Genomic DNA, 24,565 nt, shown 5'->3' with positions numbered 1-24,565 from the left:
CGTTTCAAGTGCTTTTTGCAAGTTCCCTCGGCTTCCTTCTATTTTATTTAATATTCTTTTTTTTATCCTTTTTTTATGAATAACAAAAAAAAAAGAAAAACATTATGACAGAAATATTTTTTTATACATGGTATATTGGTGTTATTAAAGAAAAGGAGGGAAAAATCATGCAATCTTCTGCAGAACTAAAACGCCAAGCAAAAGAGAGTTTAAAAGGACGTTGGGGGCAAGCTGTTTTACTAAATCTAATCCCTACATTGATTGGTATTGCTGCTATTCTTCTTATTATGATTCCTATTATCTTATTTGCCACCACCATATATGATGGATCAGCGAGCGTCTCAGATGCGACAACTTCAGGAGGCGGTAGTTCAGGAGGCGGTGGCGGAATTATTTCCAGCATCATTAGCGCTTTGTTCATGAGCGGTATTTCTTGGACTTATCTTGATATTTTACGTGGACAAAAAGATCAGATCGAACCATTCAAAGATGCATTTCGTGGATTCAAAGGTTTGTTTATCGGCGGAGTGATCGGCTTAGCTGTACTGATTTCAATCTTTACAACATTATGGGGTTTGCTATTAGTTATTCCTGGAATCATTAAAAGCTATTCTTATTCTCAAAGCTATTTTATCTACTACGATATCGTCCAAGAAACAGGACAAACACCTAAAGTACTGGATACGATCACTGCAAGTCGAAAATTGATGGATGGTTACAAAGGACAACTTTTCTGGTTAGATCTTTCATTTATCGGCTGGCATATCTTAGCATTAGCAACTGCTGGTATTGGTTATCTATGGCTCAGCCCATACATTTCCGCAACAAAAGCAGCATTTTATGAACAATTGCCAAAAGATATTTAAAAGAGAGTGTGACTTGTGACCGAGGGGGTGGCAGGAGAACACCGTTTATCGAGAGGCAGTAAAAGAAACATTCAGCCCATTAGCAAAAAGGAGGTGTGACAACATTCATGTCACACCTCCTTTTTGTATAGTTCCAGTAAAAAGAAAATCAACTTAGAAACAGTTAATCATTCCTCTTCTTCTGCTTCCGGTAATCGATGGAACTTGATCAGTTCATTGACCGCGATTGGTACGATAGACAAAATCCCTACCAAGAACCAGTGATTCAAACTGATGTGTACTAGGCCGAATAGTTCTTGCGTAAACGGCAGCAAAGCAACAGCCGTTGTAATAGCTAATGCCAGTAACGCCATTTCTACCAAAGCTTTATTGGTTGCTAAATTGACTTTGAAGATCGATTGGCTGCTGCGTACATTGAACACATGCAAAATCGATGAATAAGCTAAGATCAAGAATGCAACAGTTTGACCGACATGCTGACTTGCATCTACCCATGGGCTAATAGTATCGACATAACTACCTAAATAGTAACCAAACAGCGTTACGATGGTGAAGACTCCTGCGTTTATGGCGATTTTTTGCAACAAGCCTCGAGCAAAGATCCCTTCGTTTTTCGGAATAGGAGGCTGATCCATGATGCCGTGTTCTGCTGGTTCTCTTCCCAAAGCAAATCCTGGAAGACCATCGGCAACTACATTGACAAACAGTAGTTGCACAGCTGTGAATGGCGCTCCCCAGCCTAACAGCATCGCAATCAAAACAATAAAGATCTCCGAAATATTACAGCTTAGCAAAAAGTTGATAGCTTTACGAATATTCTGATAAACCGAACGTCCTTGACTGACAGCGTCTACGATCGTCGCAAAGTTGTCATCCGTCAAAATCATATCTGCGGCACTTTGCGCCACATCTGTCCCTGTGATCCCCATGGCACACCCAACGTTACTTGCTTTCAACGCTGGTGCATCATTCACACCATCCCCAGTCATCGCTACGACTGCACCCGTACGTTGCCAAGATTTGACGATCCGGATCTTGTCTTCTGGCGTTACCCGAGCATAGACAGAGAGAGCTTTGACACGCGCATCTAATTCTTCGTCTGATAATTGATGCAGTTCTGATCCTGAGAGTGCTTCTGACGGATCATTCAAGATACCTAATTCTTTCGCTATGGCACTGGCAGTTACCACATGATCTCCAGTAATCATGACTGTTTTGATGCCAGCCTTTTTCGCTCGCTTGATTGCTCCTTTACTTTCTGGACGTGGTGGATCGATCATTCCGATCAGACCAATCAAACGTAAGTCTTTTTCCAGTGCTTCAGAAGAAATATCTTGCGGTTCTTCGTCATAAGTAGCATAACCAACAGCAATCACTCTCAGTGCCCGTTTACCAAAGCGATCATTGACGATAGCTGCTTGTTCTACATCGCCTGAACTAAAGCGCGGAGCCAGAACATCGAATGCTCCTTTGGTGATTGAGATGTATTTTTCGCCCATTTGGTGAACTGTTGTCATCATTTTTCGTTCAGAATCAAAAGGAAGCTCGTTTACTCGTGGATATTTTTCTTCTAATTCTGCTTTTGTATGATAATTCTCTTCAACAGCCCTAACGATGGCTACTTCTGTTGGATTACCTTTGATAACAAGGTCGTCATCTTCTTGCTCGACCGTCACATCTGTACATAGTGCAGCCATTTTCAATATTTCCATCGCGCTGTTCGTCATTGAGTCTTCGATATTCGTTACTTCATCTTCTTTGCTCCATACCCGGCGGACGCGCATTTCATTTTGTGTCAGCGTTCCTGTTTTGTCTGAGCAGATAACATTAGCGGTTCCTAGCGTTTCAACTGCTGGCAACTGTCGGATGATCGCATGTTTCCTCGCCATCTTCTGCACACCGTATGCAAGTGTCAACGTAACAATAACAGTCAAGGTTTCCGGTACAGCTGCAACAGCTAAGGAAATCGAAGTCATGAACATCTCAAGGAGTGGTTCTCCTTGCAGTTCACCAATCACAAATACTAAAGCCGCAGCCGCTAAAGCGATCATACTGATTCGTTTGCCTAGCTGATTCAATCGGACCTGTAAAGGTGTTTTTTGCATAGTATTTTCGTTCAAAAGATCCGCAATCTTACCCATTTCTGTTGCCATACCAATGGCTGTGACGATAGCTTTCCCACGACCTGCAGCAACCGTACATCCTTTAAATACCATATTAAATTGGTCACCTAATGGCTCATCTTCTTCAGCAATAAATGCTGCATCTTTTTCAACTGCTTCACTTTCTCCAGTCAACGCCGATTCTTCTACACGTAATTGTGATGCTTCGATCAAACGGGCATCGGCAGAAATAGCATCACCGGACTCTAAAACAAGAATATCACCCACTACCAGTTGCTCTGACTCAACAGTGGTCACTTTGCCGTCTCGTATGACAGTTGCCGTTTGTTTATTCATATCTTGCAAGGATTCCAGTGCTTTTTCTGCGTTTCCTTCTTGGACAATCGCCAATACAGAGTTGATCACAACGATAGCGATGATCAGCAGTCCTTCAAATAAATCCCCATGTTCTGTAGCAAATGCGGTATAAAAGGAAATCACCGCTGCTACAAGAAGGATGATCGTTGTAAAATCCGACAAGCTTCGAAAGAATTTTTTGATCATCGATTCTTTCGGCGCCTCATCGAATTTATTCAATCCCTGCTTTTTTCGCCGTTCATCCACTTCTTGTGAAGACAACCCAGTATCTGGATCTGCTTCTGTTACCTTCTTTACTTCTTCTATTGTCTGCTTGTATTCTTCCATCCTATTCCTCCTTTAAAATCTTCGTACAAAAAAAGGTACTTATTTTACTATAACATCCTTTTTTTATTTACTTCAAATAAAGGGCTTATCGATTATTTGTTAAGAAAGCGTAAAATTTAAAGTGCTTATATTTGCAAACGCTACCAAAGGATGCTATTATATAGATGTAAGGAAGGAGGATACCATCAAATAGACAGAAGAATTTCTCGATAGAACAGTGTAAGCAAACAAAGTTGTTAGAAGTACAGGTTTCACCCAGACATGCGTGTAGAGTACAAACCTATAAATAGTGAATGCGTATGGATGTTTGGATCACGAAGTATCCGAAACAAGAAGTAATGCGATACGTAACAATTGAATAACGTAAACGTCTGAAAATTGAATAGGAACAAGAGATGTTTCAAATGTTGAAGATGTAACGAAAACAAAATTTTTGTTTAACATGAAGAAATTCAACACCGTGCTTTGCATGTATGATGGAAAGTTACAATTATTTCTGTTTATTTGAATCCTTCCGAGGTACAAGAAAGCCGAGCTTATCGAGAGCTCGGCTTTTTCTTTGTCATAAAATCTTTGTAAAGCTTTTTTGTTATTCAAAACTAGCGGCTTTTCATAACCTTATTTCACGAACATCGCATCTCCAAAACTAAAGAAACGATAGCGCTCTTCAATCGCATGCTGGTAAGCAGATAAAGTCAATTCTCTTCCTGCAAAGGCACTAACTAACATGACTAAAGTCGATTTTGGCAAATGGAAATTAGTTGAGAAAGCTTCTACCACTTTGAATTCATAGCCAGGCGTAATGAAAATATCAGTCCATCCGCTGTCTGCTTTGATTTCTCCATTAAATTTCGTTCCAATCGTTTCTAATGTTCGAATTGAAGTTGTTCCGACAGCCACGATTTTCCCGCCATTTTTACGTACTTGGTTCAATCGCTCAGCCGCTTCTTCCGTCAAACGGTAGAATTCACTATGCATATGGTGTTCTTCGATCTTATCTACGCTAACAGGACGGAATGTACCTAACCCTACGTGTAGTGTCAGATAGACTAATTCAACACCCTTTGCTTCGATCTCATCAAGCAGTTCTTTCGTAAAATGCAATCCCGCTGTTGGCGCTGCAGCAGAACCATTTTCTTTCGCATAGACAGTTTGATAGCGATCTGGGTCTTCCAGACGTTCTTTGATATATGGAGGCAATGGCATTTCTCCCAATGATTCAAGTATCTCTAGAAAAATCCCTTCATACTCAAAGTCAATGATCCGTCCGCCGTGTTCCAATTCTTCTTTCACTACTGCTTGCAATCTGCCATCACCAAAAGAGATTCTTGTCCCAACTTTGGCACGTTTCGCAGGTTTGATCAATGTCTCCCACGTATCTCCTTCTGTATTCGTTAGAAGAAGGACTTCTAAATGAGCACCAGTATCTGGCTTTTCTCCATATAAACGAGCGGGCAGAACTCGTGTATTATTCATGACTAGCGCATCACCAGGGTGTAATTCTTCAATGATTTCATGGAAATGCTTGTCTTTCATTTCTCCAGTTTTCCGATCCAAAACAAGTAAACGAGAATGATCGCGGTCTTTTAATGGTGTTTGTGCGATCAACTCTTCCGGCAAGTCAAAATCAAAATCTTCTGTTGTTAACATATCGTCACTCACTTTCTATCATGTGCTTCATCATTCTATCATGTTTTTCATTCTGTTGGCAAAAAACGAAATCTTACAAGTATATTGTGTACTAACTAAAAACGGATAGAGGCGATTGCTTCTATCCGTTAATTCCATTCTATATATTTATTATTTCATTAGCCTGACTCTTCTTAAAATATTCCGACCAATACTCCAATTGTTGTAATACCCGTTAAAATAAGAATCACTTTTACGGCACTCAAATGTTTTTGAGAAATAAGATACCAAGCTAGTAAAACCATGATCAAAGGTAAAATTTTTGGAAAAACATCATCTAAAACAGATTGAAGCTTGACGCTTTCATCGCCACTCATGTATTTTATTTTCGTTGTTAAAGCTACATAATTAGCAGATAGGCCTCCTACAACCATGATTCCCAAAATATTAAATTCATTTGTGATGTGTCTTGAATTTTCTCCAACAATCACATCAATTGCATCTACTCCAAGTTTATAGCCTTTCATAAAGCAAAAATAGCTAATAAATAATCCAATCATGAAATAAGCTATCATATAAAAAATCGGCCCCATGGGACTTCCATCTTTAGCCATTCCCATAGCAATCGACAATAAAATCGGAATGACAATACCTTGAATAATCGAATCACCAATCCCAGCAATCGGGCCCATCAAAGTAGCCTTGATGGCAGTCGGCATTTCCTCATCAACACCACTCTTATTAGCGATAGATTCTTCTAGTGAAGTCACAATCCCATTAATCAACTGTCCAGTTTGCGGTTCAGTATTATAGAACATAGAGTGACGGACCAAAAGTCTCTTTTGTGCCTCCAGATCATCTGAATAATACCGCTTGGCAAATGGCAAAAATGAATAAGCTTCCGCATGTGCTTGTAATTTTTCGTAAGACGAGGAGGATAAGGATGTCATAGCAAATCTTATCCATATTTGACGTAATTCTTTTTTGCTTAACTTTATTTTCTCAGTCATCATTTCTTCCTCCTAGAACATATCTTCATCTTCATAAGCTGCGTCATCTTTAGATGTATCGATTTCAGCCCCTAGATTTGTAGCTGCCAGTGGTTGTTTTTGTTGGTTACTTGTTGCGATGTAAACCAAATAGGCAATCAGAGCGGCGATAAAAACTAATGCGAGTGTGCTGAGATTCGCAAATGCAATCAACACAAAACCGGCAAAGAAGAAAATAAGCTGTATTTTTTGTTTGATTACGATACTCATCAACATAGCAACACCAAGCGCTGGCAATACACCGCCTAAGACAGCGATGATATCTGTGATTTGATGAGGAACACTATTCAATAACCAATTGACCATCCCTTTACCGAAATAAATAGCCAGAGTTACAGGAAGAAATCGAATGATGAAAATAACTAATTGCGGATAGATAACGTGATTATAAACAATTCCTTTACCGTCTGCATTTTCTGCTGCTTTCTGTGCACGATTATTGAAGAAAGAGAAAAACGCCTGTTTTGAGTTGTGGAAAATCAATCCGAATGTTTGCCCTATAAGAATAGCTAAAGTGACTGCTACTGCTGGATCCTTTGTAGTTGCCAAAGCGAGTCCCAGTCCACCATATGATGCATAAGTAATCTCACTATTTGTCGCACCGCCAGTAGATAAGTTCGCTATAAAAACTGCCTGTACGGCTAGTCCACATAACACACCTGCTTTCACATCTCCAAAGGCTATCCCTGTCAAAAAACCTGCAACTAATGGCCGGCCCAACAACGTAAAAACCACCTGTCACACCAAGCAGGGGTGCAGAATCAACTGCTCCTAAATAACAAAATATACCAGTTAAAGCAGCGGAAAGTAGTAAATTAATATCCATTTTTATCCCCCATTTAAAAAATATAATCCTTCGCCTACATCAAAATTATTCTAACTGTATTTTTTCTTGACAACTTCCCATGATTTTTTTTCATCATCTGGCAACAATTGGAAAGTTACCCGATACCCACTAGTTTCTAATTTTTCAAATGCATCATATTCGTTTTGAGTTAATGCAACATTACGCGCCACATTGATAGCACCTGTGCCGCCAGAAATAGGTCCTACATTTACTACTTTTCCAAAATCGATCCCTGCTTCTGCTAGTTGCGCAAAATAAGCTGGAGAATCAGTGATAAGAAAGAAATTTTTATTTGATTTTACTGCTTTTGGGATACTTTCCTTTGCTTGTTCAACTGTATAAATACCTAGCTTTAATTCTGCTGCTGCTTTTAAAACCTTTTTTCTTAACTCATCCTTGGCCACTTCGTCACTCACTACAAGTATTCCTTGAACAGCGGATTGCTTCGTCCAACGTGTCATTGTTTGCCCGTGTATAACACGGTCATCTATTCTTGCTAATGTGATTGTCATTTTATTTCCCTCCGTTATTAAAAAAAGTCATCCAAATCATTATTTTCTACTTCCGAATCAAGCAGACGTTCGATTGAACTTTGTGCTGTTTCAACAGCCTTTCGAGCGTACAAAGTGAATGTTTCCTTGTCTACGTTTTTCTCAAACGAAAGCATCGTACCTATATCTAAAAGCATGGGAAGATTTACTCCAGAAATCACTTCAATATTCTCTGGATATTTCAATTTCAAACGATAACTCTCGTTATATGGTGTTCCCCCTTTGATGTCTATGAATAAAAACAGATAATTGTTTTTGATTTTTCCCTCGACTAAAGAATGGAATTGCTTAGAGAAAGTTTCGATTCCTTCTTCTGTCAGAGGTAATGCAAAAATATGCTCCGCCTTACCAGCAATCATTTGATAGGCATTTTTTAATTCGATGCTGAGTTGTCCATGGGAAACTAATAGAATGACTGCATTCATAAACAATCCCTCCTTGTCAAATTTTTACAAACGCTTGTATCACTGCGAATTTGCCTTTTTCTTTTGCCTTTAGCGTGTATTCCTTCACACTTTCTGGCACAATAAATGTTTCGCCATAATGGACTTCCATCGGTTGGAAAGTGTTATCAGTCGAGCAAACAAGAATTTCGCTTCCTTCAACTAGACATAACATATTGACGCTTTCATTTGTTTGTAGCTGAACCTCATCTGTGAACCAATGCCGGATACTATCTATAAATTCAATCTCTGCTAGACCTGTACGCTCACTCGCTACTCCTCTTTGTTGATTTTCAAGCTTTTCACAATTTTCAAGTCTAGTAAAAAGGTGTTCATTAATGTATTCTTCATTTCGATCCATTTGTATATTTTCAATCCCATGTTCTAGATGAATCGGACGAGGCAGTCCATTTAGTCCCACACGCCCCCAGTCTCAAACCTTAAAGGTAAAGATATACGGTGTGGCACTGATTTCAAGTACAACTGTATTTTTCCCTGAACAGTGTATGGTACCTGCTGGGATCGAAAAATGATCGTGCTTTTTAACAGTGATTTCATTGACATATTTTTCAGCTTCGAAATTTTCTCCAGTTTGTTTGGCTTTTTTCAAGTCATTAAACAGGGTGTCTTTGGTTATTCCTGTTTTTGTCCCTAAATAGACCTTTGCTCCTTCTTTACAATCCAAAATGTAATAGGATTCATCTTGTGTAAAAGGGATCCCAAATTTATCAAAAGCGTATTCCGTTAAAGGATGGACTTGCAAACTCAAATTTCCTCCGTCCATCGTGTCCAAATAATCAAAACGGATCGGGAACTTTCTTCCAAATCTTGCTCGCACTTTCTCTCCCAGCAAATTAGTTGTCTCTTCCTCCACCACAACTTGTGAAGGGATTTCAACGATGTCATTCTCGAATTGTAAAAGCAATGAGTTTTCTTCGGGAACACCGTCAAAAGCCCAACCATAATTTTCCTTGTCTTCTGGTAAATGAAAATTCTTTTTCATCCATTGACCGCCCCAAACACTTTCATCAAAATACGGTACTGTACGAAAGGGCTGTTTCGCTATTTGAGCAGTTGCCTGACGGTATTGACTGCCAGTGATTATTTTGGGCTGATTAGTTTTGACCGTATCGATATAGTAATCGATTATTGGATATATACCATGCTGTAAACGATCTGCCATTGGCCATTCAAAAAAGAATCCTCTTTTAAATTTACCGATTCCTTCTTCATCAGGATTATTGGTTTTCCAATTGGTCATTTGTTCATTTCGGTAACGTAGTTGTATCTCCCAACGTGATACCCCTATAGAAATAAGAACATCTGCTTTTGTAAGAAGACTTGCACCAAATCCATAGATGACTTTTAATCCTTTACCTGCTAATCGTTCTCGTGCTGCTTCCAATTGTTCAGATGGATAAAAATCTTGGATATTATAATGAGAATAGACACCAAATACTCGATCTTCTGTGATATGATCTCGAATTTTTTTCTGAACTTCCTCTACTGTCAATCCGTATTCGTCTATAAAGATTTTTTCTTTGATTTCTGGAAACTCACCAAGGAAATCGTTTTCAATTTCTTCTTTTCTTACTCCAGGATAGCATTCCAAAACGATGACTGCGTCTTCTCTATTACCTAGATAGCTTTTTATTTCTTCAATAATTGCTCTGTACCCTACAATCGCTTTTCCTTTATTTCTGACGTCTACAGTTGGCTTCAAATTATATTTCATCTCTAACAACCTTTCTATTGTCATTACATTATGATTATATAGCTAAGATACCATGATAACAATGGGTATTGATATATGAAATTTCATTACAATAGCGTTAAATCAAGTATATATTCTCATTATTTCTTAGTTTGTTATAATTATAAAAATAACCAAACTATGTTATAACAATAGTATGATGATTTATTTTAGGAGGGTAAAAATGAAAAAAACAGCAAATAATATTCCTTTATATGCACAAATTGCTGATGAACTGCGAACAAAAATTTTTATGGAAGAATGGATAACAGGTATGAAAATACCTACAGAAGAAAATCTTTGTGAATCCTACCATGTAAGCCGCATTACCGTACGAACTGCTATCGACAGTTTAGTAAATGAAGGGCTAGTAGAAAGAAAAAGAGCAAAAGGAACGTTTGTGACGGATTGGAAAACAGAAAAAGATGAACATTTTACGCTTGTACGCTCTTTTACAGATGAAATGAGAGAATTAGGTAAAGAAATAAAAACGATTCATGCAAGTATTTCAATTGAGAAAGCCAATCGAAAAATAGCAAAACTCCTTAACGTGAGTCCTGACGAAAAAGTAATGGTCATGAGACGTACTCGTGCAACTACAGCTGACGAAAAGCCATTCGTTTATTTCATTACCTACTTTAAATATCGAGCAGATTTTCCTACAGAGGATTCGGCTTATTATGACTCCTTTTACGAACTATTGAACCGATATCATATTCAAGTAAACCAATCGAAAGAATATATTGAAGCCATATTACCAGACAAAGAAATACAGGAAGTATTGAATATTACAGAACATGAACCGATTTTAAAAAGAGTACGAATCACTAAACAACTCGAAACAGATTTCAGAGAATATAGCGAATGCTATTACATTGGAAACAAATATCGCTATTATATTGATTTTTCTTAAAAAGAAACGATCATGTCTCTAATTAAAATAAAAAAACTACCCTATTTGTATTTTTTCATTGTTTTAGGCATACTAGTAATAGATAGTTCTTCATTGAAAATAGAAAAAGAGGTGGCACCATGATTGAATTTCAAAATGTGTCAAAAATTTATAAAGGTGGAAAAGTCGCTGTAGAGGACGTCAATCTTTCATTTGAAAAGGGTGAGTTCATTTGTTTTATCGGTACGAGCGGAAGCGGAAAAACGACGACGATGCGGATGATCAACCGAATGACTGATCCAACACAAGGGAAAATTTTGATTGATGGAAAATCCATCCAAGAAATTGATCCAGTGGAATTGCGACGTCAGATCGGCTATGTTATCCAAAGTATTGGATTGATGCCTCACATGACGATCCGTGAAAATATGACTCTTGTCCAAAAATTGTTGAAAGTCAGTCAAGAAGAACGGAATAAAACAGCTGAAAAAATGATTGATCTTGTGGAATTGCCCCGTGAGATGTTAGATCGCTACCCACATGAATTATCTGGTGGGCAGCAGCAGCGTATTGGAGTCGTTCGTGCCCTTGCAGCGAATCAAGATATCATCTTGATGGACGAGCCATTCGGTGCGCTTGATCCCATCACTCGTGATTCTTTGCAAGACCTTGTCAAAGATTTACAAGAGCGCTTGGGAAAAACGATCGTATTTGTAACCCATGACATGGATGAAGCGATTAAGCTAGCAAGCCGTATCGCCATCATGAGTGAAGGCCGTGTGATCCAATTTGATACACCAGAAAATATTTTACGTCATCCTGCAAACGATTTCGTAGAAGAGTTGATTGGAGAAGATCGCCTACTACAAGCCAAGCCAAATGCGACAAGAGTCGGAGAAGTTATGCTAAATACAGCAATCACGATTACACCGGAAAAATCATTACAAGAAGCAATCAAACTGATGAGGGAAAAACGTGTAGATACGTTGTTAGTTACCGATAATTCGAATGTATTAAAAGGATTTATCGATGTAGAAACGTTGAATAAAAAGCGAGGAAAAGTATCCAGTGTCGGCGACATTTTGAATAAACATGTTTTTTACGTAAAAGAATCCGCCTATCTTCGTGATACCTTGCAACGCATTTTAAAACGCGGACTGAAATACGTGCCGGTCGTTGATGAACAGAACAAAGTCGTAGGTATCCTGACTCGTGCATCATTAGTGGATATCGTCTACGATGTGATTTGGGGAGAAGATCCCGCAACTACTGATGTTGCAGAGTCAGCTACTCCTGAAGAATCTAAGGAGGTCTGACCTATGCAGCAGTTTTTTCATCAGCACGGTTCAGAAATTCTCTCAAAAGGTTTTGAACATCTTTATATTTCGGGACTTGCTTTGATCATTGGTATCATCATTGCTGTACCGCTTGGTGTCTTACTGACACGTTTTCCAAAAGCTGCCACGATTGTGATTGGCTTAACCAGTGCCTTGCAGACAATCCCTTCTCTTGCTTTATTGGCATTGATGATCCCGCTATTTGGCGTAGGTAAATTACCTGCGATTATCGCACTCTTTATTTATTCATTATTGCCGATTTTACGTAATACGTACATTGGGATGAAAAATATCGATTGGAATTATCGGGATGTGGCAAAAGGCATGGGGATGACTGAGTTCCAATCCATTTTTTCCGTTGAATTGCCCATTGCTATGCCAACGATCATGGCTGGTATTCGTTTAGCTGCCGTTTACGTGATTGCATGGGCTACACTTGCCTCTTATATCGGCGCTGGTGGTTTAGGCGATTTGATTTTTAGTGGACTGAATAATTACCAACCAGATCTCATTTTGGCAGGTACGATCCCTGTAACAATTTTAGCACTATTGGCTGATTGGCTTCTAGGTCTCTTGGAACATCGGCTGACACCGATCGCACTTAGAGAGGAGAATGAAGAATGAAACGTATACTAAAAATGACCATGGTTCTTTTCTCTCTTCTTATACTTGCGAGTTGTTCCTTCCCTGGTCTTGCCAGCAATACAGATGAAGACACCATTTCGATCACAGGTGGAATCACTTCAGAAGCACAGATCTTAGCAAGCCTAGTTGCCGGAATGGTTGAACATTATACAGATAAAAATACCGCAATCATCAACAATCTGGCTACCACAACTATCAACCATCAAGCGATGATGAACGGAGATGCTTCAATTTCAGCGGCTCGCTACACAGGAACAGATTTAACGACTACATTGAACCTTCCTCCTGAAAAAGATCCGAAAAAAGCGTTTGCTACCGTGAAAGATGAATTTGAGAAAAGATACGATCAAACGTGGTTCCCGTCCTATGGTTTTGAAAATACGTATGTCTTTCTTGTTCGAAAAGACACCGCACAAAAATACCATCTATCTAAAGTCAGCGATCTGAAAAATGTAGCGGATGAATTAGTAGCTGGTGTAGATACTTCTTGGATCAATCGTAAAGGAGACGGTTATGACGGCTTCCAAGAAACTTATGGCTTCTCTTTTAATTCGATATTACCTATGCAGATTGGACTTGTTTATGACGCAGTCGAAGCAGGAAAAATGGATATTGTTCTTGGCTACTCTACGGATGGACGGATCGCCAGTTATGATCTAGTCATGTTGGAAGATGATCGTCAATTCTTCCCACCATATGATGCTGCTCCAGTTGTAGACAACAAGATATTAGCTGATACGCCTCATTTAAAAGAAGCCTTAAATAAGTTAGGTCATACCATCAGTACGGAAAAAATGCAGGAATTGAACTACGAAGCAGATAATAATCTAGTGGAACCATCAGTAGTAGCACAACGTTTCTTACAAGAAAACCACTATTTTGAAGGGAAGTGAAGCAATTGGATAAAATGAATGTCTTTCAACAATTTTTCTATTATTTCCAGGAAAATGGCTCCTATATCTTTGCACAATTTATCCGTCACCTCCTGATTTCTATCTATGGTGTCCTCTTTGCAGCAGTTGTCGGGATTCCGGTTGGGATCATGATTTCTAGGAGACGTAAATTAGCAAACTGGGTGATTCGTTTGGCGAATATCATCCAGACGATCCCTTCTCTAGCCATGATCTCCATTTTAATCATTGGATTAGGCCTGGGAGTCAATGTCGTGATTGTTACTGTATTTTTGTATTCCCTCTTACCGATCATCAAGAATACGTATACCGGGATGATCCAAGTAGACAAAAACATCCTTGATGTCGGCAAAGGCATGGGGATGACTGCTAGACAACGACTATTCATGGTAGAGTTACCACTCTCTGTTTCTGTTATCATGGCAGGCATAAGAAACGCGTTAGTTGTTGCCATCGGGATAACCGCGATCGGTGCATTCGTCGGTGCTGGTGGTCTTGGAGATATCATTATCCGAGGAACCAATGCAACAGATGGCACATCGATTATTTTAGCAGGTGCATTGCCAACTGCATTAATGGCGATTATCACGGACTGGCTTTTAGGTATTTTGGAAAGACGGCTAGATCCTGCTTCAAAAAAATCGCAGACAGAATGAATCAAGGCAAAAAAATCGCAGACAGAATGAATCAAGGCAAAAAAATCGCAGACAGAATGAATCAAGGCAAAAAAAGGTCGTGGCGCTTGAGCGCTACGACCTTTTTTATTTAAATGATATTCAATAAACTACTTTGTGTCCCAGATTCTTGATGGACTTATTTCTTCAAATGGTAGCTATAGGTGCTGACAACGATATTTTCACGCCAAGACAATCGCAATCTTAACCGCAAACTTGTTTGGTTATGGAGAATATTCTGCCAGCGTCTGTTTGGTACAAATTGAGGAATCAACACAGTAGTTGTATAGTTTTGTTTCGCTGCATTTTTACTTACGATATCTACATAACGGATAATTGGATTTTCAATCGAGCGATAAGAAGAGTGGACGATTGAAAAACGGACATCTGGGAAATGCTTTTTAAATTCTGCTTCGATTTCTTTTTCTTTTTCGACATCTTCGTCTAGCGAAACATGCATCGCAACGACATAATCACCGATCGAACGTGCGTAATTCAACGCACCGATATTTACCCGTGTCACATTTCCGACTAATACAAGAACGGTATTCCCGTCATAATCATGTAGTTTTGCATCATTTTCTAAACGAAGCTGTTCTGCTACTTTTTTATAATGATCATGGATCTTATAAAAAATGAACATAACGATTGGCATAATGATGAAGAAAGGCCAAATGTCCCCTAACCGATAGACAAACAAAATCGCAATGATTGCATATGAGATGAACGCACCTGTAATATTGGCAATCGACTTGCTTAACCATCTTTTTCCTTCTTTTTTCCATTTGACGACCATCCCTGTTTGAGATAAAGCAAATGGAATGAACACGCCGATAGAGTATAACGGAATCAAGCGTTCTGTTGAGCCATGGAAAATAAACAGCAATACGATCGAACCTAGCGCTAGTGTGATAATCCCATTGGAATAGCCTAGTCGATCCCCACGATCTTGATACATGTGAGGCATGAATTTATCTTTTGCCAGATTGTATGCAAGAACTGGAAAAGCAGAAAAACCGGTGTTAGCAGCAACTGCTAAAATCAGCGCTGTAGCAAATTGAAGGACGTAATACAAAATACCATGTCCAAAGACAGCTTTACCAATTTGAGACAAAACAGTGACTTCTTTTTCAGGAACGATCCCATACCAATAGTTGATAAATGTGATCCCCACGAAGAAGAAACCTAAGATCAATGCCATCATCGTCAATGTAGCAGCGGCATTTTTTGCTCTTGGCTTCTTAAAGAATGGTACAGCATTACTAATCGCCTCCACCCCAGTTAAAGAGGAAGAACCAGAAGAAAATGCTCGTAAAATCAAAGCGATAGAAACACCCGGCACAGCCGCTCCTGGAAGTGCAGTAGCTTGCAATGGCACAGCACCTGTCACGATATTATATAAACCAACAACGATCAGTAACGAGATCACAAGGATAAATGTGTACACCGGAAATAACAGGAACGATGCAGATTCCCTCAGACCACGAAGATTCAGCATCATCAGTAGCAAAACGATTGTCACAGAAATAGCGACTTGATGACCGTAGAGTGCTGGCACCGCTGATGTGATCGCTTCAGCACCTGCTGAGACAGATACTGCTACTGTCAACATGTAGTCGATCAATAAAGAGCCACCGGAAATCAAGCCAGCATTCTTTCCAAGATTCTCACTGCTGACGACATATGCTCCCCCGCCATGAGGATAAGCATGGATGATTTGACGATATGATAGCGTTAATGAAATCAATAAAATAATAACGAAAGCGGCAATGGGTAGCGAATACCAGATGGCTGCAGCAGACAAAGCGACTAAAACGACAACGATTTGTTCCGTACCATATGCAATAGATGATAACGCATCAGACGACAATAATGCCAAAGCAGCAAATCGGGTTAATTTGTGCTCATCATTTTCAGCAGATTTTAAAGGCTTACCTACTAACAACCTTTTTAAGTAATCCAATTTCTAAACTCCTTTACACACAATTTTACTTCAAGTTTTATAGTCGAAAATTTATAGTAAACAAGATGTTATAGTACGCTCACTGACCTTAAAAGTCAATAAACTTTAAGAAAATAATTGGAAAAAAACAGAAAAATATCAAGCGCTTTTTCAAACGCTTTAATACAGCAAAAATCTAACATTTTTTTATGGGCTTTTTCTTTGAATTCTATAATAAAAGGATAGAACTTGACTTAGAAAATCAAGTTCTATCCTTTTTGATATCTTAACTTTTGAAAGAGAGATGTAAGGTTGTTTTCTACCCATCATTCTTACTACTCGAAGCATAGCGCAGTTGTCACAACCTCTTGATAAACGGTGTTTAAAAGCTTGCATCTGCGGTAATAAGCCCAACCAAATTAAAAACATAAGAAGCTGTTTTTATTTGGTCGTTCTTATTACTTGATGCAGAGCAGATTTTTTACAACCTCTTGGTACACGGTGTTCAATCAGCTGACCCTCGGCATTAGCTCAAAAAACGGCAAAATATGAGGAACTATTTTTCCATTTTTTTCTCTAATACTCAGGTCAAAACGCTGATTTCACAACCTCTTTTTTTAATGAAAAATATGGCTCTCATGCGCCGCTTCTTTGAATTTCGTCATTTTTTCTTCGATGAATGGATAGATTGCCGTTCCTACGATTCCAAAGACAACAAACAAACCGATCATGATCCAGATTGCTTTCGTAGCATTTGGCCAATAAATTCCTCCTGCAGATTCCCGTAACAAGTTTACCGCATGAGTAAATGGCAAGAACGGATTGATCATTTGGAAGAATTTCCCTGAGACTTGGATCGGATAGTTCCCGCCTCCGCCAGAGATCGACAGTACTAAGATGATAATAGCGATCCCTTTACCGACATTATCGAATAATGCAGCCAAGACATAGACGATCATCATGAACGCTAAGGCGATCAAGACAGCAAATGACACGCTGTAGACCGGATTTTGGACATCTACTCCTAGTAAGAAAATATTCCCTAATGTAACGATCAAGCTTTGCGCAATCGCCATTGTCAAAAATGTCAGCATACGAGCAACGAATTGTTCTCGTTTCGTAAAATTGTTTCGGTCTTTCTTTCCTAAATAGTATTCTGTCGTAGCAACACTTGAAAGAAGAACAGCGCCGACCCACAGACATAGTGCAGTATAAAACGGGGTGCTAGCTGAACCGTTATTTGCGATTGGATAAAGCGCATTGGTTTGTAGCTCAACAGGTTGTGTAAAGAAGTCACTTTCTTTTGTTGCATCTAGTTTCAATAATTTGATGACTTCGCCTAGATCGACTTCTTGTTCGCCTTTTCGGATCGCGTCTGCTGCTTTTTGGATGCCAGCTTTGATATTTGGCCAGTCATTGTTGATCAAGTCCGCAGCAGCGTTCACAGCTGTTTCGACCTCTGGCATTTTTTCATTTACTGTTGTCAATGTACCGGTGATTTCATTTTTTAGTGCTGGCCAATCATTTTGGATAAAATCAGCGGCCAATCCTAATTTTTGCTGAAGGATCGGTAATTCATTGTTGTATAGGTCTGCCCCTTCATTGATGCCATTGACGATGGTATCCATATTTCCATTCAGCATTGTATTGGCATCATGGATTTCTTGTCCAATTGCAGGCATTTCTTTTTGATATTTTTCTAAAATTGCCACTGCATTCGTTACAGTTGCTTTCGTTGAGCTTAGCAGAGATTCAAAATCGATCTGGTCCGCTTTGCTTAGCGCCCCTTGTGCAGTCCCAATCGTATCGATGACTTGGTCTAATAGAGAAGTGACAGTGGAACTGATTTGACCTGTATTGATACCAGCAATGATGCCATTGATATTATTAACAACGGCATCAATTTGATCTAGCAATTCATCAATAGCCTTCGTGTCTTCATTTTGAACAGCTGTGTTCAAAGCAGATAGGCGGTTTTGCAGATTGCTTAGCAAGGGTTTTAATTGATTTAGCTGATCAATAATTGGCTGCAATTTCGTATTTCCAGCACTTGTTTGCAATTTAGTCAGGAACTCGACCAGTTTATCGATTGCATTTTGTTGTTGAGATATTCCGTCAATAAAGCCGTTCAATACATTGCTGATGTTTTTCTTTTCATCATCAGTCAGCTTACCATCTTCAATAGCTGTTCTTACAGTATCTATTAACGAACCTGTCGTTGTTGCCACTTGTCCAATTGACTTCAATGTGACATCTACGCTGTTTGTGATGCTTGGTATCGCATCTTTCAGTTGAGAGGCACCTGATTTTGTTTGGTTTGCTAGATCACTTGCCTGGTTTTCTAAATTTTTCACATCTGGCAAGATATCTTGTACTTGTTGGATGATCGTCAAGCCTTGTTTTGCTTCGTCAATTCCTTGATTCATTGTCTCTTGGATCGAAGCAAAATCACCGTCGATCTCTGCTAGTTGTTTACCGGCATTTTGGATCTCTGGGATTTTTTCTTGCAAATCAAGGATGATTTTTGCTTGGTCTTTCAATTCAGGCATTTTGTCATTCAATGCAACGACTTTTTCACCCATCTCATCTACTTTAGGGATGTAATCCACGAATTCATTTGCTTTATTCAGTTTTTCCTTGATTTCAGGTAGTTGACTTTGTAATTCGAGGACTTGTTTTGTGTAGCCGTCGATCGTGTCCAAATTTTCATCTGTTGATAAAATCATATCTTTGACTTTATTGATACTTACTAGGTTCGTATCGATGTCGTAACCTATTTCATTGAATACTTTCAATAAAGTCGAACTGGCTGTTTTGATAAATTCATTTGTGATTTGCGATTGGATCGAACTTGCTCCTTTATCGGTGATTTTCGGTGCAATCGCATTGATTTTTTTATTTACCGTATATTCGATTTTTGGTTTCTTGATATCACCACTAGTAAAACTCAGCAGATCTTCTGAGAAATCCTTTGGCAAGTAAATACCTGCGTAATACTTTCCGGAACGGACTCCGTCTTCTAATTGTTCTTTTGAATCAACGAATTGCCATCCTAATTGTTTATTTTTATGAAGCGATTCGATGACTTGCTCCCCAATGGCCACTTCTTTACCTTGAAACTCTGCTGGCTTGTCTGCACTGTAAACAGCAATTGGCAGCTCTCCAGTATTTCCATATGGATCCCATAATGCTTTGATGTTAAACCACGCATATAGCGAAGGGATGATCATGATCGCGATGATCAGAAGTGTTGCAATCGGGTTTTTGAAAATCCGTTTCCAGTCAAGCAAATATAATCGAAGCGTATTTTTGATTGACTGCATAGTTCTCCCCCTTCTTCTTTTTTCAGCTGAATTACTTTACCATGTATTTCATACTTTTTTCAATCGGCTTTTTTCAAAAAAGTCGAATTTTTGGACATATCACGGCAATTGTCTCATTGTAATCTCTTACATATTGAGAAATAATTAAGGATTACAGCCTTTACTTTATCATGAAATAAAAGGGAAAGATAATTTTATGCCAAAGTTTTTATCTATTATACGTATACGCAAAAAAGCTAAAACATTTTTTGTCTTTTCCCCTACAAAAATGTTTCAGCTTTTTTCGTTTTTTATTCCTGTATTTCTTATTTTTCGAATGACAGGATGATTTTCCCAGCAGAAGGATGTCCTTCAACTAGCTGATGTGCTTGGATGACATGCTTAAGTGAAGCAGACAGATTCATTGAAATAAAAACATGAAAGGCTCCTTTTTGGTAGGCTTTGATTATGCCAGCAAAGGCTTCTGCATCTAGATATTCCTTTCTTGGAACAAACGATTCATAAAAGCCTTCCTTTTTTTGCCGCAAATCTAGATCTGGGAGGTCATTTAATGCAACATACCTGCCGCCTGGTTTCATGATCTGGATGCCGGTTTCTCCTTTGATACTTCCTTTCGTCGCATCGATTACAAGGTCTGCCTGATCAGCAAATTGCAGACCTGGATTTGTTTTATCATAAGCAGCAAATGCTGAAGCTCCTAATTTTTTTACCTTTTCCTCATTTTTACTGGATGCACTGGTTAAGATTCGGATTCCCTTTTCATGGAGAAGCTGGATCAGACTTGACCCGACCGCACCTGATGCTCCTAGTATCATTACAGTATCTGTCGGCTGGATTTCCGTCAAATGGTTGATTAGATTATAAGCCGTAATTCCTGGCGTGACCATTCCGGCTGCTTCTTCCCAACTCATTTTATCTGGAATTTTTGCTACTTTTGCTGATGGCAACACGACTTCTTCTCCGTAAGTCCCGCCGACTGCATGGACAGCTACTCGATCACCTACATGAACAGTTGTGACATCTGAACCAATCTCTGTCACAATACCAGCGCCATCATTACCTGGTACATAAGGGAATTTCAATGTTCGTATCTCTTTCATTTCTCCTAAACGCAAGGCAACATCATAAGGATTCACACTGAATGCTTTTATTTCTACACGAACATGTCCAGAACCGACTTCTCTGGGATGAGCATCGATTTCTTCAAAAACATCTTGTGCTTCTCCGTAACCGTTAATTGCAAATCTTCGCATGGTCACCATCTCCCTTTTTCTTTAAGTTTACGTTTATGCCTTTATTTTGACAAAAAAAATGTCTTTTCGTTTTGGCGCATGATTCAAAACAAAATAGTTGTCTTTTTTCGCGTAACGTGTTAAATTATTTATCTAAAAGCGTAAAGATTACGATTTACGCTAATAAAAAATAATTGGAGGAATTTGTTGATGGCTAAAAAATCAAAGATTGCCAAAGCAAAAAAACAGCAAGAAACGATTGAACGCTATGCTGCTTTACGCCAGGAATTAAAAGCGCAAAAAGATTACGAAGGCTTGCGCAAACTTCCTTTAGATGCTCGTCCAGAACGATTGAAAAATCGTGATTTGATCGATGGACGCCCTCGCGGATACATGCGTAAATTCGGGATGTCCCGTATAAAATTCCGTGAATTAGCACATAAAGGTTTGATTCCAGGAGTAAAAAAAGCCAGCTGGTAATCCAAGTCTGGCTGTAATGTAAAGGAGGAGGGCGCATGGACCACTCCTTGGATCATCAAAAAAGATACGTTCGCTTCTTCTAGCAGAAATGCTGGTACTAGAAGCAGACGTATCTTTTTTTACGGCTCTATACTTTTTGATGTTGGTGGATGACACCAGCATCTTTTTTATTTTCCAAAACATATAGAAAAGACACCTTGAAATCCTTTAGAATTAATTTGGCGAACCAACCCAAAAGGAGGAATCAAGATGTCTTACACTCACCTTATCAAAGAAACATTAGATATTCTAGACTTATCAGTTACTTTTAACGAAAATTGTCTCACAAAAGAAAAATACAAAGGGCAAATCTGTCATATTTATCGTGGAAACTTGATTTATACAGCCCAAGAATGCATCCACTGTAAACACCAGATTGCTTCAGATATTGTGCGTTGGGGTACAACAACCGTCCGGTTGTTAATGAACGATGTTTCTGAATACCGTACCTACCTCGAATTGAAAAAGCAACGCTTCAAATGCAAAGCTTGTCAGCGGACCTTTGTCGCAGATACTTCTGTTGCGAAAAAACACTGTTTCATCAGTGAGAAAGTCCGCTGGTCTGTCGTGACTCGTCTGAAAAAAAATACCTCAATGACAGAGATCGCCGCTCAGAAAAATCTATCGGTCTCTTCTGTTTACCGTATTATGAAGCGATTTTATCGTCCGTTGAATCCTTTTCGGACACCGTTACCTAAGGTACTTTGTTTTGATGAATTCAAATCAGTTCGGGGTGTTTCAGGTGCTATGAGTTTCATCATGATGGATGGACAAACACAGCGCTTATTGGACATTGTCGAGAACCGACAACTGCCTTTTTTAAAACGTTATTTTAGTCATTTTTCACGAGAAATTCGTGAAGCGGTCGAATGGATCGTGATTGATATGTACGCTCCTTATGTATCGCTCGTTAAAGAGCTGTCTCCAAAAGCACAGCTGATTATTGACCGGTTTCACATCGTCCAACATATTGGTCGTACCTTTCGCAATCATCGAATCAAAGAAACGAACCAACTATTAAAAAGCAAAGAACAAAAACACTATCAATTAGGTAAGCAATTAAAAAGATACTGGAAACTTCTTCAAAAAGATGAACGCAAGCTTGATTATACTCGACGCCTTTGGCGACCTGGCTTCAAAGCTCATTTAACAGAGACCGATATTGTGGATCGCTTACTGAAAGGGAGCCCTGCTTTGCGTGTAGGCTATCAGTTATATCAAGACTTTCTTTACGCTGTAAAGGAACGAGACTACGTATCGTTTGAAGAACTACTTACCAATAATATCATGCTTCCCGAAGGCTATCAGACGACCTTGAGAACGTTCCAGAAATTTCTGCCACAAATCAAAAATGCTTTACAACAAAGTTATTCAAATGGCCCACTTGAATGTCTGAACAACCATATCAAAGTGTTAAAACGAAATGCATATGGCTTTCGTAGCTTTTATAATTTCAAATTGCGCATCATGATTCGTCATGGCAACGCATTGATTTTCAACTAAAAAAGATCAAGAGGAACTGATCCACTTGATCTCCAATTATTCTAAGATTTCTCTTTACCAACATCATTTGACAAAGAGCCTTTTTTACGCACAGCTGGTCCTTTTTTATATGTAAAGGCTGCATGGTTACTTCGCTATATTTATTTAGTAACAGGAGTCAGTGCTTCGATACCCACACTAATTTTCAATGCTCGGTCAACTTCTGCCATAATGGGTCGATCCAAATGGCAGACCTTTTCTTTCAATCTTGATTTATCGATCGTTCTGATCTGCTCCAACAGGATAACGGAGTCTCTTTCTATTCCTGTTCCAGTAGCTTTGATCCCAATGTGAGTCGGAAGCTTAGGTTTAGCCATTTTTGCCGTTATGGCCGCAACAATGATCGTCGGGCTAAAATGGTTACCTAGATTATTTTGAATAACCAAAACTGGGCGTGTTCCGCCTTGCTCCGATCCCACGACTGGAGAAAGATCAGCAAAATAAATATCTCCTCTTTTTACCATAGGATCCTCCTTATTCTTGATATTCTCTTGGTATCCGCTGTCCTAATCCGCAAGCCACTTCATAGTGGATCGTACCTAATTGATCTGCTATATCCTGCATAGTGATTTCTTTGTCTGCATTTTTGCCGATAAGCGTCACTTTTGTTCCGACAGGAAATTCTTGAGGCAATCGGATCATCAGTTGATCCATACATACACGCCCAATCGTTTCACAGTAGTTCCCTTCTACCAATAGAGAAAAACCCTGCATCTTTCGTGGCCAGCCATCTGCATAACCGATCGGTATCGTTCCGATCCACTCTGCTTCAGGAGTGATATATGTTTCTCCATAGCCGATTCCTTCACCTGCTGGGAGTTTTTTGACTTGAATTAATTCAGAAACCAGCTCAAGTGCTGGCTGCAATGGATAAACTTCCGGTAGTGCGTGCCCAGAGGGATTAAGTCCGTACATTGCTACTCCATAACGAATCATATTGCCGATTGTTTCATCATGCCATAAAGCCGTTGCACTATTGCTGACATGTACATATCGAGGAAGTTCGGGAAGTTTTTTCAGCACTTCTATAAAGCGTTCTTTTTGCAGATTCCAATATGTATCATCTGCCTGATCTGCTGTAGAAAAATGGGTAAATAAACCTTCCCATTCTAATACACGACTTTCTTTGATGAATGCAGCTGCCTCTTTTACTTCTTCAGGTGTACAAAATCCGATACGACCCATCCCAGTGTCTGCTTTTAGATGAATCGAAAGAGGCGTCTCTAGCTTACTTTTCTCTAAAACAGCAGCTGCTGCCTGCAACCATTCCCGTGTACCTGCAGTTACTGATAAATCATGAGCAACAGCTACAGTCAGTGCGTCGTAAGGAACCATATTCAAGATAAGGATGGGCTGAGTAAATCCAGCTTCTCTCAACTCGACTCCTTCATCTAAATTTGAAACACAAAAGCCCGAAGCTCCACCTGCAACTGCTGCCTCAGCTGTTTCAATAGCTCCATGACCGTATCCGTTTGCTTTTACTACTGCAAACAATTCTTTTCCTTGCGGAAGTCTTGCAACTTCATTTGCTACATTTTCAGTTATAGCTTTTTTATGTATCACTGCTTTCGTTGGGCGGTGCCAAGCGACAACCATCGTTTTT

20 protein-coding genes and 1 pseudogene are annotated in these 24,565 nt (G+C 39.2%); 8 read left to right on the top strand and 13 right to left on the bottom strand.

Features of this window, described 5'->3' with window-relative positions; translation table 11 throughout:
- The first annotated feature begins 167 nt into the window (after window positions 1-167).
- A complete protein-coding gene (locus tag MKX69_RS00995; RefSeq protein ID WP_002294185.1) occupies window positions 168-866 on the top strand; it encodes a DUF975 family protein in 699 nt (232 codons plus the stop codon).
- Window positions 867-1,033: 167 nt separating this feature from the next.
- Here MKX69_RS00995 and MKX69_RS00990 read toward each other — a convergent pair whose 3' ends face one another.
- From MKX69_RS00990 to MKX69_RS00955, 8 genes and pseudogenes are all read right to left on the bottom strand, one after another.
- The gene (locus MKX69_RS00990; protein WP_275038557.1) at window positions 1,034-3,673 is read right to left on the bottom strand and encodes a cation-translocating P-type ATPase; all 2,640 of its coding nucleotides are present in this window, start codon (window positions 3,671-3,673) and stop codon (window positions 1,034-1,036) included.
- A gap of 618 nt (window positions 3,674-4,291) precedes the next feature.
- A complete protein-coding gene (gene queA, locus MKX69_RS00985) occupies window positions 4,292-5,323 on the bottom strand; it encodes a tRNA preQ1(34) S-adenosylmethionine ribosyltransferase-isomerase QueA (RefSeq protein ID WP_114634816.1) in 1,032 nt (343 codons plus the stop codon).
- A 173-nt stretch (window positions 5,324-5,496) separates the two neighbouring features.
- Window positions 5,497-6,315, bottom strand: a complete 819-nt coding sequence (locus MKX69_RS00980) for a PTS system mannose/fructose/sorbose family transporter subunit IID (RefSeq protein WP_114634818.1) — start codon at window positions 6,313-6,315, stop codon at window positions 5,497-5,499.
- 9 nt (window positions 6,316-6,324) lie between these two features.
- A pseudogene (locus MKX69_RS00975) lies at window positions 6,325-7,177 on the bottom strand (PTS mannose/fructose/sorbose/N-acetylgalactosamine transporter subunit IIC).
- Window positions 7,178-7,227: 50 nt separating this feature from the next.
- Window positions 7,228-7,710 (bottom strand): PTS system mannose/fructose/N-acetylgalactosamine-transporter subunit IIB, encoded by a 483-nt coding sequence (locus MKX69_RS00970; protein ID WP_114634820.1) that lies wholly within the window; start codon window positions 7,708-7,710, stop codon window positions 7,228-7,230.
- A 17-nt stretch (window positions 7,711-7,727) separates the two neighbouring features.
- On the bottom strand, window positions 7,728-8,174 hold the full coding sequence (locus MKX69_RS00965) for a PTS sugar transporter subunit IIA (protein WP_114634822.1): 447 nt from the start codon (window positions 8,172-8,174) through the stop codon (window positions 7,728-7,730).
- A gap of 16 nt (window positions 8,175-8,190) precedes the next feature.
- The gene (locus MKX69_RS00960) at window positions 8,191-8,613 is read right to left on the bottom strand and encodes a hypothetical protein (protein ID WP_229029554.1); all 423 of its coding nucleotides are present in this window, start codon (window positions 8,611-8,613) and stop codon (window positions 8,191-8,193) included.
- Between the two features lie 12 nt (window positions 8,614-8,625).
- A complete protein-coding gene (locus tag MKX69_RS00955; protein WP_229029556.1) occupies window positions 8,626-9,927 on the bottom strand; it encodes a class I mannose-6-phosphate isomerase in 1,302 nt (433 codons plus the stop codon).
- A gap of 202 nt (window positions 9,928-10,129) precedes the next feature.
- Between MKX69_RS00955 and MKX69_RS00950 the strand changes: the two genes are divergently transcribed.
- From MKX69_RS00950 to MKX69_RS00930, 5 genes are all read left to right on the top strand, one after another.
- Entirely contained in the window at window positions 10,130-10,858 is a 729-nt protein-coding gene (locus tag MKX69_RS00950) for a GntR family transcriptional regulator (protein WP_010728005.1), read from the top strand.
- A 119-nt stretch (window positions 10,859-10,977) separates the two neighbouring features.
- Window positions 10,978-12,153: a betaine/proline/choline family ABC transporter ATP-binding protein gene (locus tag MKX69_RS00945; protein WP_341008378.1), complete on the top strand. Its 1,176-nt coding sequence runs from the start codon at window positions 10,978-10,980 to the stop codon at window positions 12,151-12,153.
- Between the two features lie 3 nt (window positions 12,154-12,156).
- Window positions 12,157-12,798: an ABC transporter permease gene (locus MKX69_RS00940; protein ID WP_114634825.1), complete on the top strand. Its 642-nt coding sequence runs from the start codon at window positions 12,157-12,159 to the stop codon at window positions 12,796-12,798.
- The gene (locus tag MKX69_RS00935) at window positions 12,795-13,712 is read left to right on the top strand and encodes an osmoprotectant ABC transporter substrate-binding protein (protein ID WP_002298332.1); all 918 of its coding nucleotides are present in this window, start codon (window positions 12,795-12,797) and stop codon (window positions 13,710-13,712) included. Before MKX69_RS00940 ends, MKX69_RS00935 begins: the two co-directional genes overlap by 4 nt.
- Window positions 13,709-14,386 carry an ABC transporter permease gene (locus MKX69_RS00930; protein ID WP_341008373.1) on the top strand — a complete coding sequence of 226 codons (678 nt, stop codon included), beginning with the start codon at window positions 13,709-13,711 and terminating at the stop codon, window positions 14,384-14,386. Before MKX69_RS00935 ends, MKX69_RS00930 begins: the two co-directional genes overlap by 4 nt.
- A 157-nt stretch (window positions 14,387-14,543) precedes the next feature.
- Here the strand turns inward: MKX69_RS00930 and MKX69_RS00925 are convergent, their stop codons facing one another.
- From MKX69_RS00925 to MKX69_RS00915, 3 genes are all read right to left on the bottom strand, one after another.
- Window positions 14,544-16,367, bottom strand: a complete 1,824-nt coding sequence (locus MKX69_RS00925) for an APC family permease (RefSeq protein ID WP_002294202.1) — start codon at window positions 16,365-16,367, stop codon at window positions 14,544-14,546.
- Window positions 16,368-16,963: 596 nt separating this feature from the next.
- Window positions 16,964-19,669, bottom strand: coding sequence for a YhgE/Pip domain-containing protein (locus MKX69_RS00920; RefSeq protein WP_341008370.1), 2,706 nt, complete (start codon window positions 19,667-19,669; stop codon window positions 16,964-16,966).
- A 305-nt stretch (window positions 19,670-19,974) separates the two neighbouring features.
- The gene (locus MKX69_RS00915; RefSeq protein WP_202765112.1) at window positions 19,975-20,922 is read right to left on the bottom strand and encodes an NADP-dependent oxidoreductase; all 948 of its coding nucleotides are present in this window, start codon (window positions 20,920-20,922) and stop codon (window positions 19,975-19,977) included.
- A 189-nt stretch (window positions 20,923-21,111) separates the two neighbouring features.
- Between MKX69_RS00915 and rpsN the strand changes: the two genes are divergently transcribed.
- Both rpsN and MKX69_RS00905 read left to right on the top strand, forming a co-directional pair.
- Window positions 21,112-21,381 carry a 30S ribosomal protein S14 gene (gene rpsN, locus MKX69_RS00910; RefSeq protein WP_002293413.1) on the top strand — a complete coding sequence of 90 codons (270 nt, stop codon included), beginning with the start codon at window positions 21,112-21,114 and terminating at the stop codon, window positions 21,379-21,381.
- A gap of 249 nt (window positions 21,382-21,630) precedes the next feature.
- Window positions 21,631-22,923: an ISL3 family transposase gene (locus MKX69_RS00905; RefSeq protein ID WP_341008367.1), complete on the top strand. Its 1,293-nt coding sequence runs from the start codon at window positions 21,631-21,633 to the stop codon at window positions 22,921-22,923.
- Between the two features lie 140 nt (window positions 22,924-23,063).
- On the opposite strand, the gene MKX69_RS00900 is transcribed toward MKX69_RS00905, so the two are convergent.
- The gene (locus tag MKX69_RS00900; RefSeq protein WP_002289874.1) at window positions 23,064-23,426 is read right to left on the bottom strand and encodes a type II toxin-antitoxin system PemK/MazF family toxin; all 363 of its coding nucleotides are present in this window, start codon (window positions 23,424-23,426) and stop codon (window positions 23,064-23,066) included.
- Window positions 23,427-23,436: 10 nt separating this feature from the next.
- The gene (gene alr / locus MKX69_RS00895; protein WP_002296555.1) at window positions 23,437-24,558 is read right to left on the bottom strand and encodes an alanine racemase; all 1,122 of its coding nucleotides are present in this window, start codon (window positions 24,556-24,558) and stop codon (window positions 23,437-23,439) included.
- Between the last annotated feature and the right edge of the window lie 7 nt (window positions 24,559-24,565).

Origin of the sequence: Enterococcus sp. FSL R5-0957 (assembly GCF_038008005.1) — a bacterium.
GTDB classification, from domain to species: Bacteria; Bacillota; Bacilli; order Lactobacillales; family Enterococcaceae; genus Enterococcus_B; species Enterococcus_B faecium.
The sequence above is the reverse complement of the archived record's forward strand: the minus strand, read 5'-3'. Positions and strand labels throughout refer to the sequence as shown.

Coding starts and splice junctions, on each gene's coding strand:
- MKX69_RS00905 (WP_341008367.1), top strand. CDS start 21,631: ATGTCTTACACTCACCTTATCAAAGAAACATTAGATATTCTAGACTTA.
- MKX69_RS00955 (WP_229029556.1), bottom strand. CDS start 9,927: ATGAAATATAATTTGAAGCCAACTGTAGACGTCAGAAATAAAGGAAAA.
- MKX69_RS00990 (WP_275038557.1), bottom strand. CDS start 3,673: ATGGAAGAATACAAGCAGACAATAGAAGAAGTAAAGAAGGTAACAGAA.
- MKX69_RS00900 (WP_002289874.1), bottom strand. CDS start 23,426: ATGGTAAAAAGAGGAGATATTTATTTTGCTGATCTTTCTCCAGTCGTG.
- queA (WP_114634816.1), bottom strand. CDS start 5,323: ATGTTAACAACAGAAGATTTTGATTTTGACTTGCCGGAAGAGTTGATC.
- MKX69_RS00940 (WP_114634825.1), top strand. CDS start 12,157: ATGCAGCAGTTTTTTCATCAGCACGGTTCAGAAATTCTCTCAAAAGGT.
- MKX69_RS00965 (WP_114634822.1), bottom strand. CDS start 8,174: ATGAATGCAGTCATTCTATTAGTTTCCCATGGACAACTCAGCATCGAA.
- rpsN (WP_002293413.1), top strand. CDS start 21,112: ATGGCTAAAAAATCAAAGATTGCCAAAGCAAAAAAACAGCAAGAAACG.
- MKX69_RS00920 (WP_341008370.1), bottom strand. CDS start 19,669: ATGCAGTCAATCAAAAATACGCTTCGATTATATTTGCTTGACTGGAAA.
- MKX69_RS00980 (WP_114634818.1), bottom strand. CDS start 6,315: ATGATGACTGAGAAAATAAAGTTAAGCAAAAAAGAATTACGTCAAATA.
- MKX69_RS00950 (WP_010728005.1), top strand. CDS start 10,130: ATGAAAAAAACAGCAAATAATATTCCTTTATATGCACAAATTGCTGAT.
- MKX69_RS00995 (WP_002294185.1), top strand. CDS start 168: ATGCAATCTTCTGCAGAACTAAAACGCCAAGCAAAAGAGAGTTTAAAA.
- MKX69_RS00945 (WP_341008378.1), top strand. CDS start 10,978: ATGATTGAATTTCAAAATGTGTCAAAAATTTATAAAGGTGGAAAAGTC.
- MKX69_RS00935 (WP_002298332.1), top strand. CDS start 12,795: ATGAAACGTATACTAAAAATGACCATGGTTCTTTTCTCTCTTCTTATA.
- alr (WP_002296555.1), bottom strand. CDS start 24,558: ATGGTTGTCGCTTGGCACCGCCCAACGAAAGCAGTGATACATAAAAAA.
- MKX69_RS00970 (WP_114634820.1), bottom strand. CDS start 7,710: ATGACAATCACATTAGCAAGAATAGATGACCGTGTTATACACGGGCAA.
- MKX69_RS00915 (WP_202765112.1), bottom strand. CDS start 20,922: ATGCGAAGATTTGCAATTAACGGTTACGGAGAAGCACAAGATGTTTTT.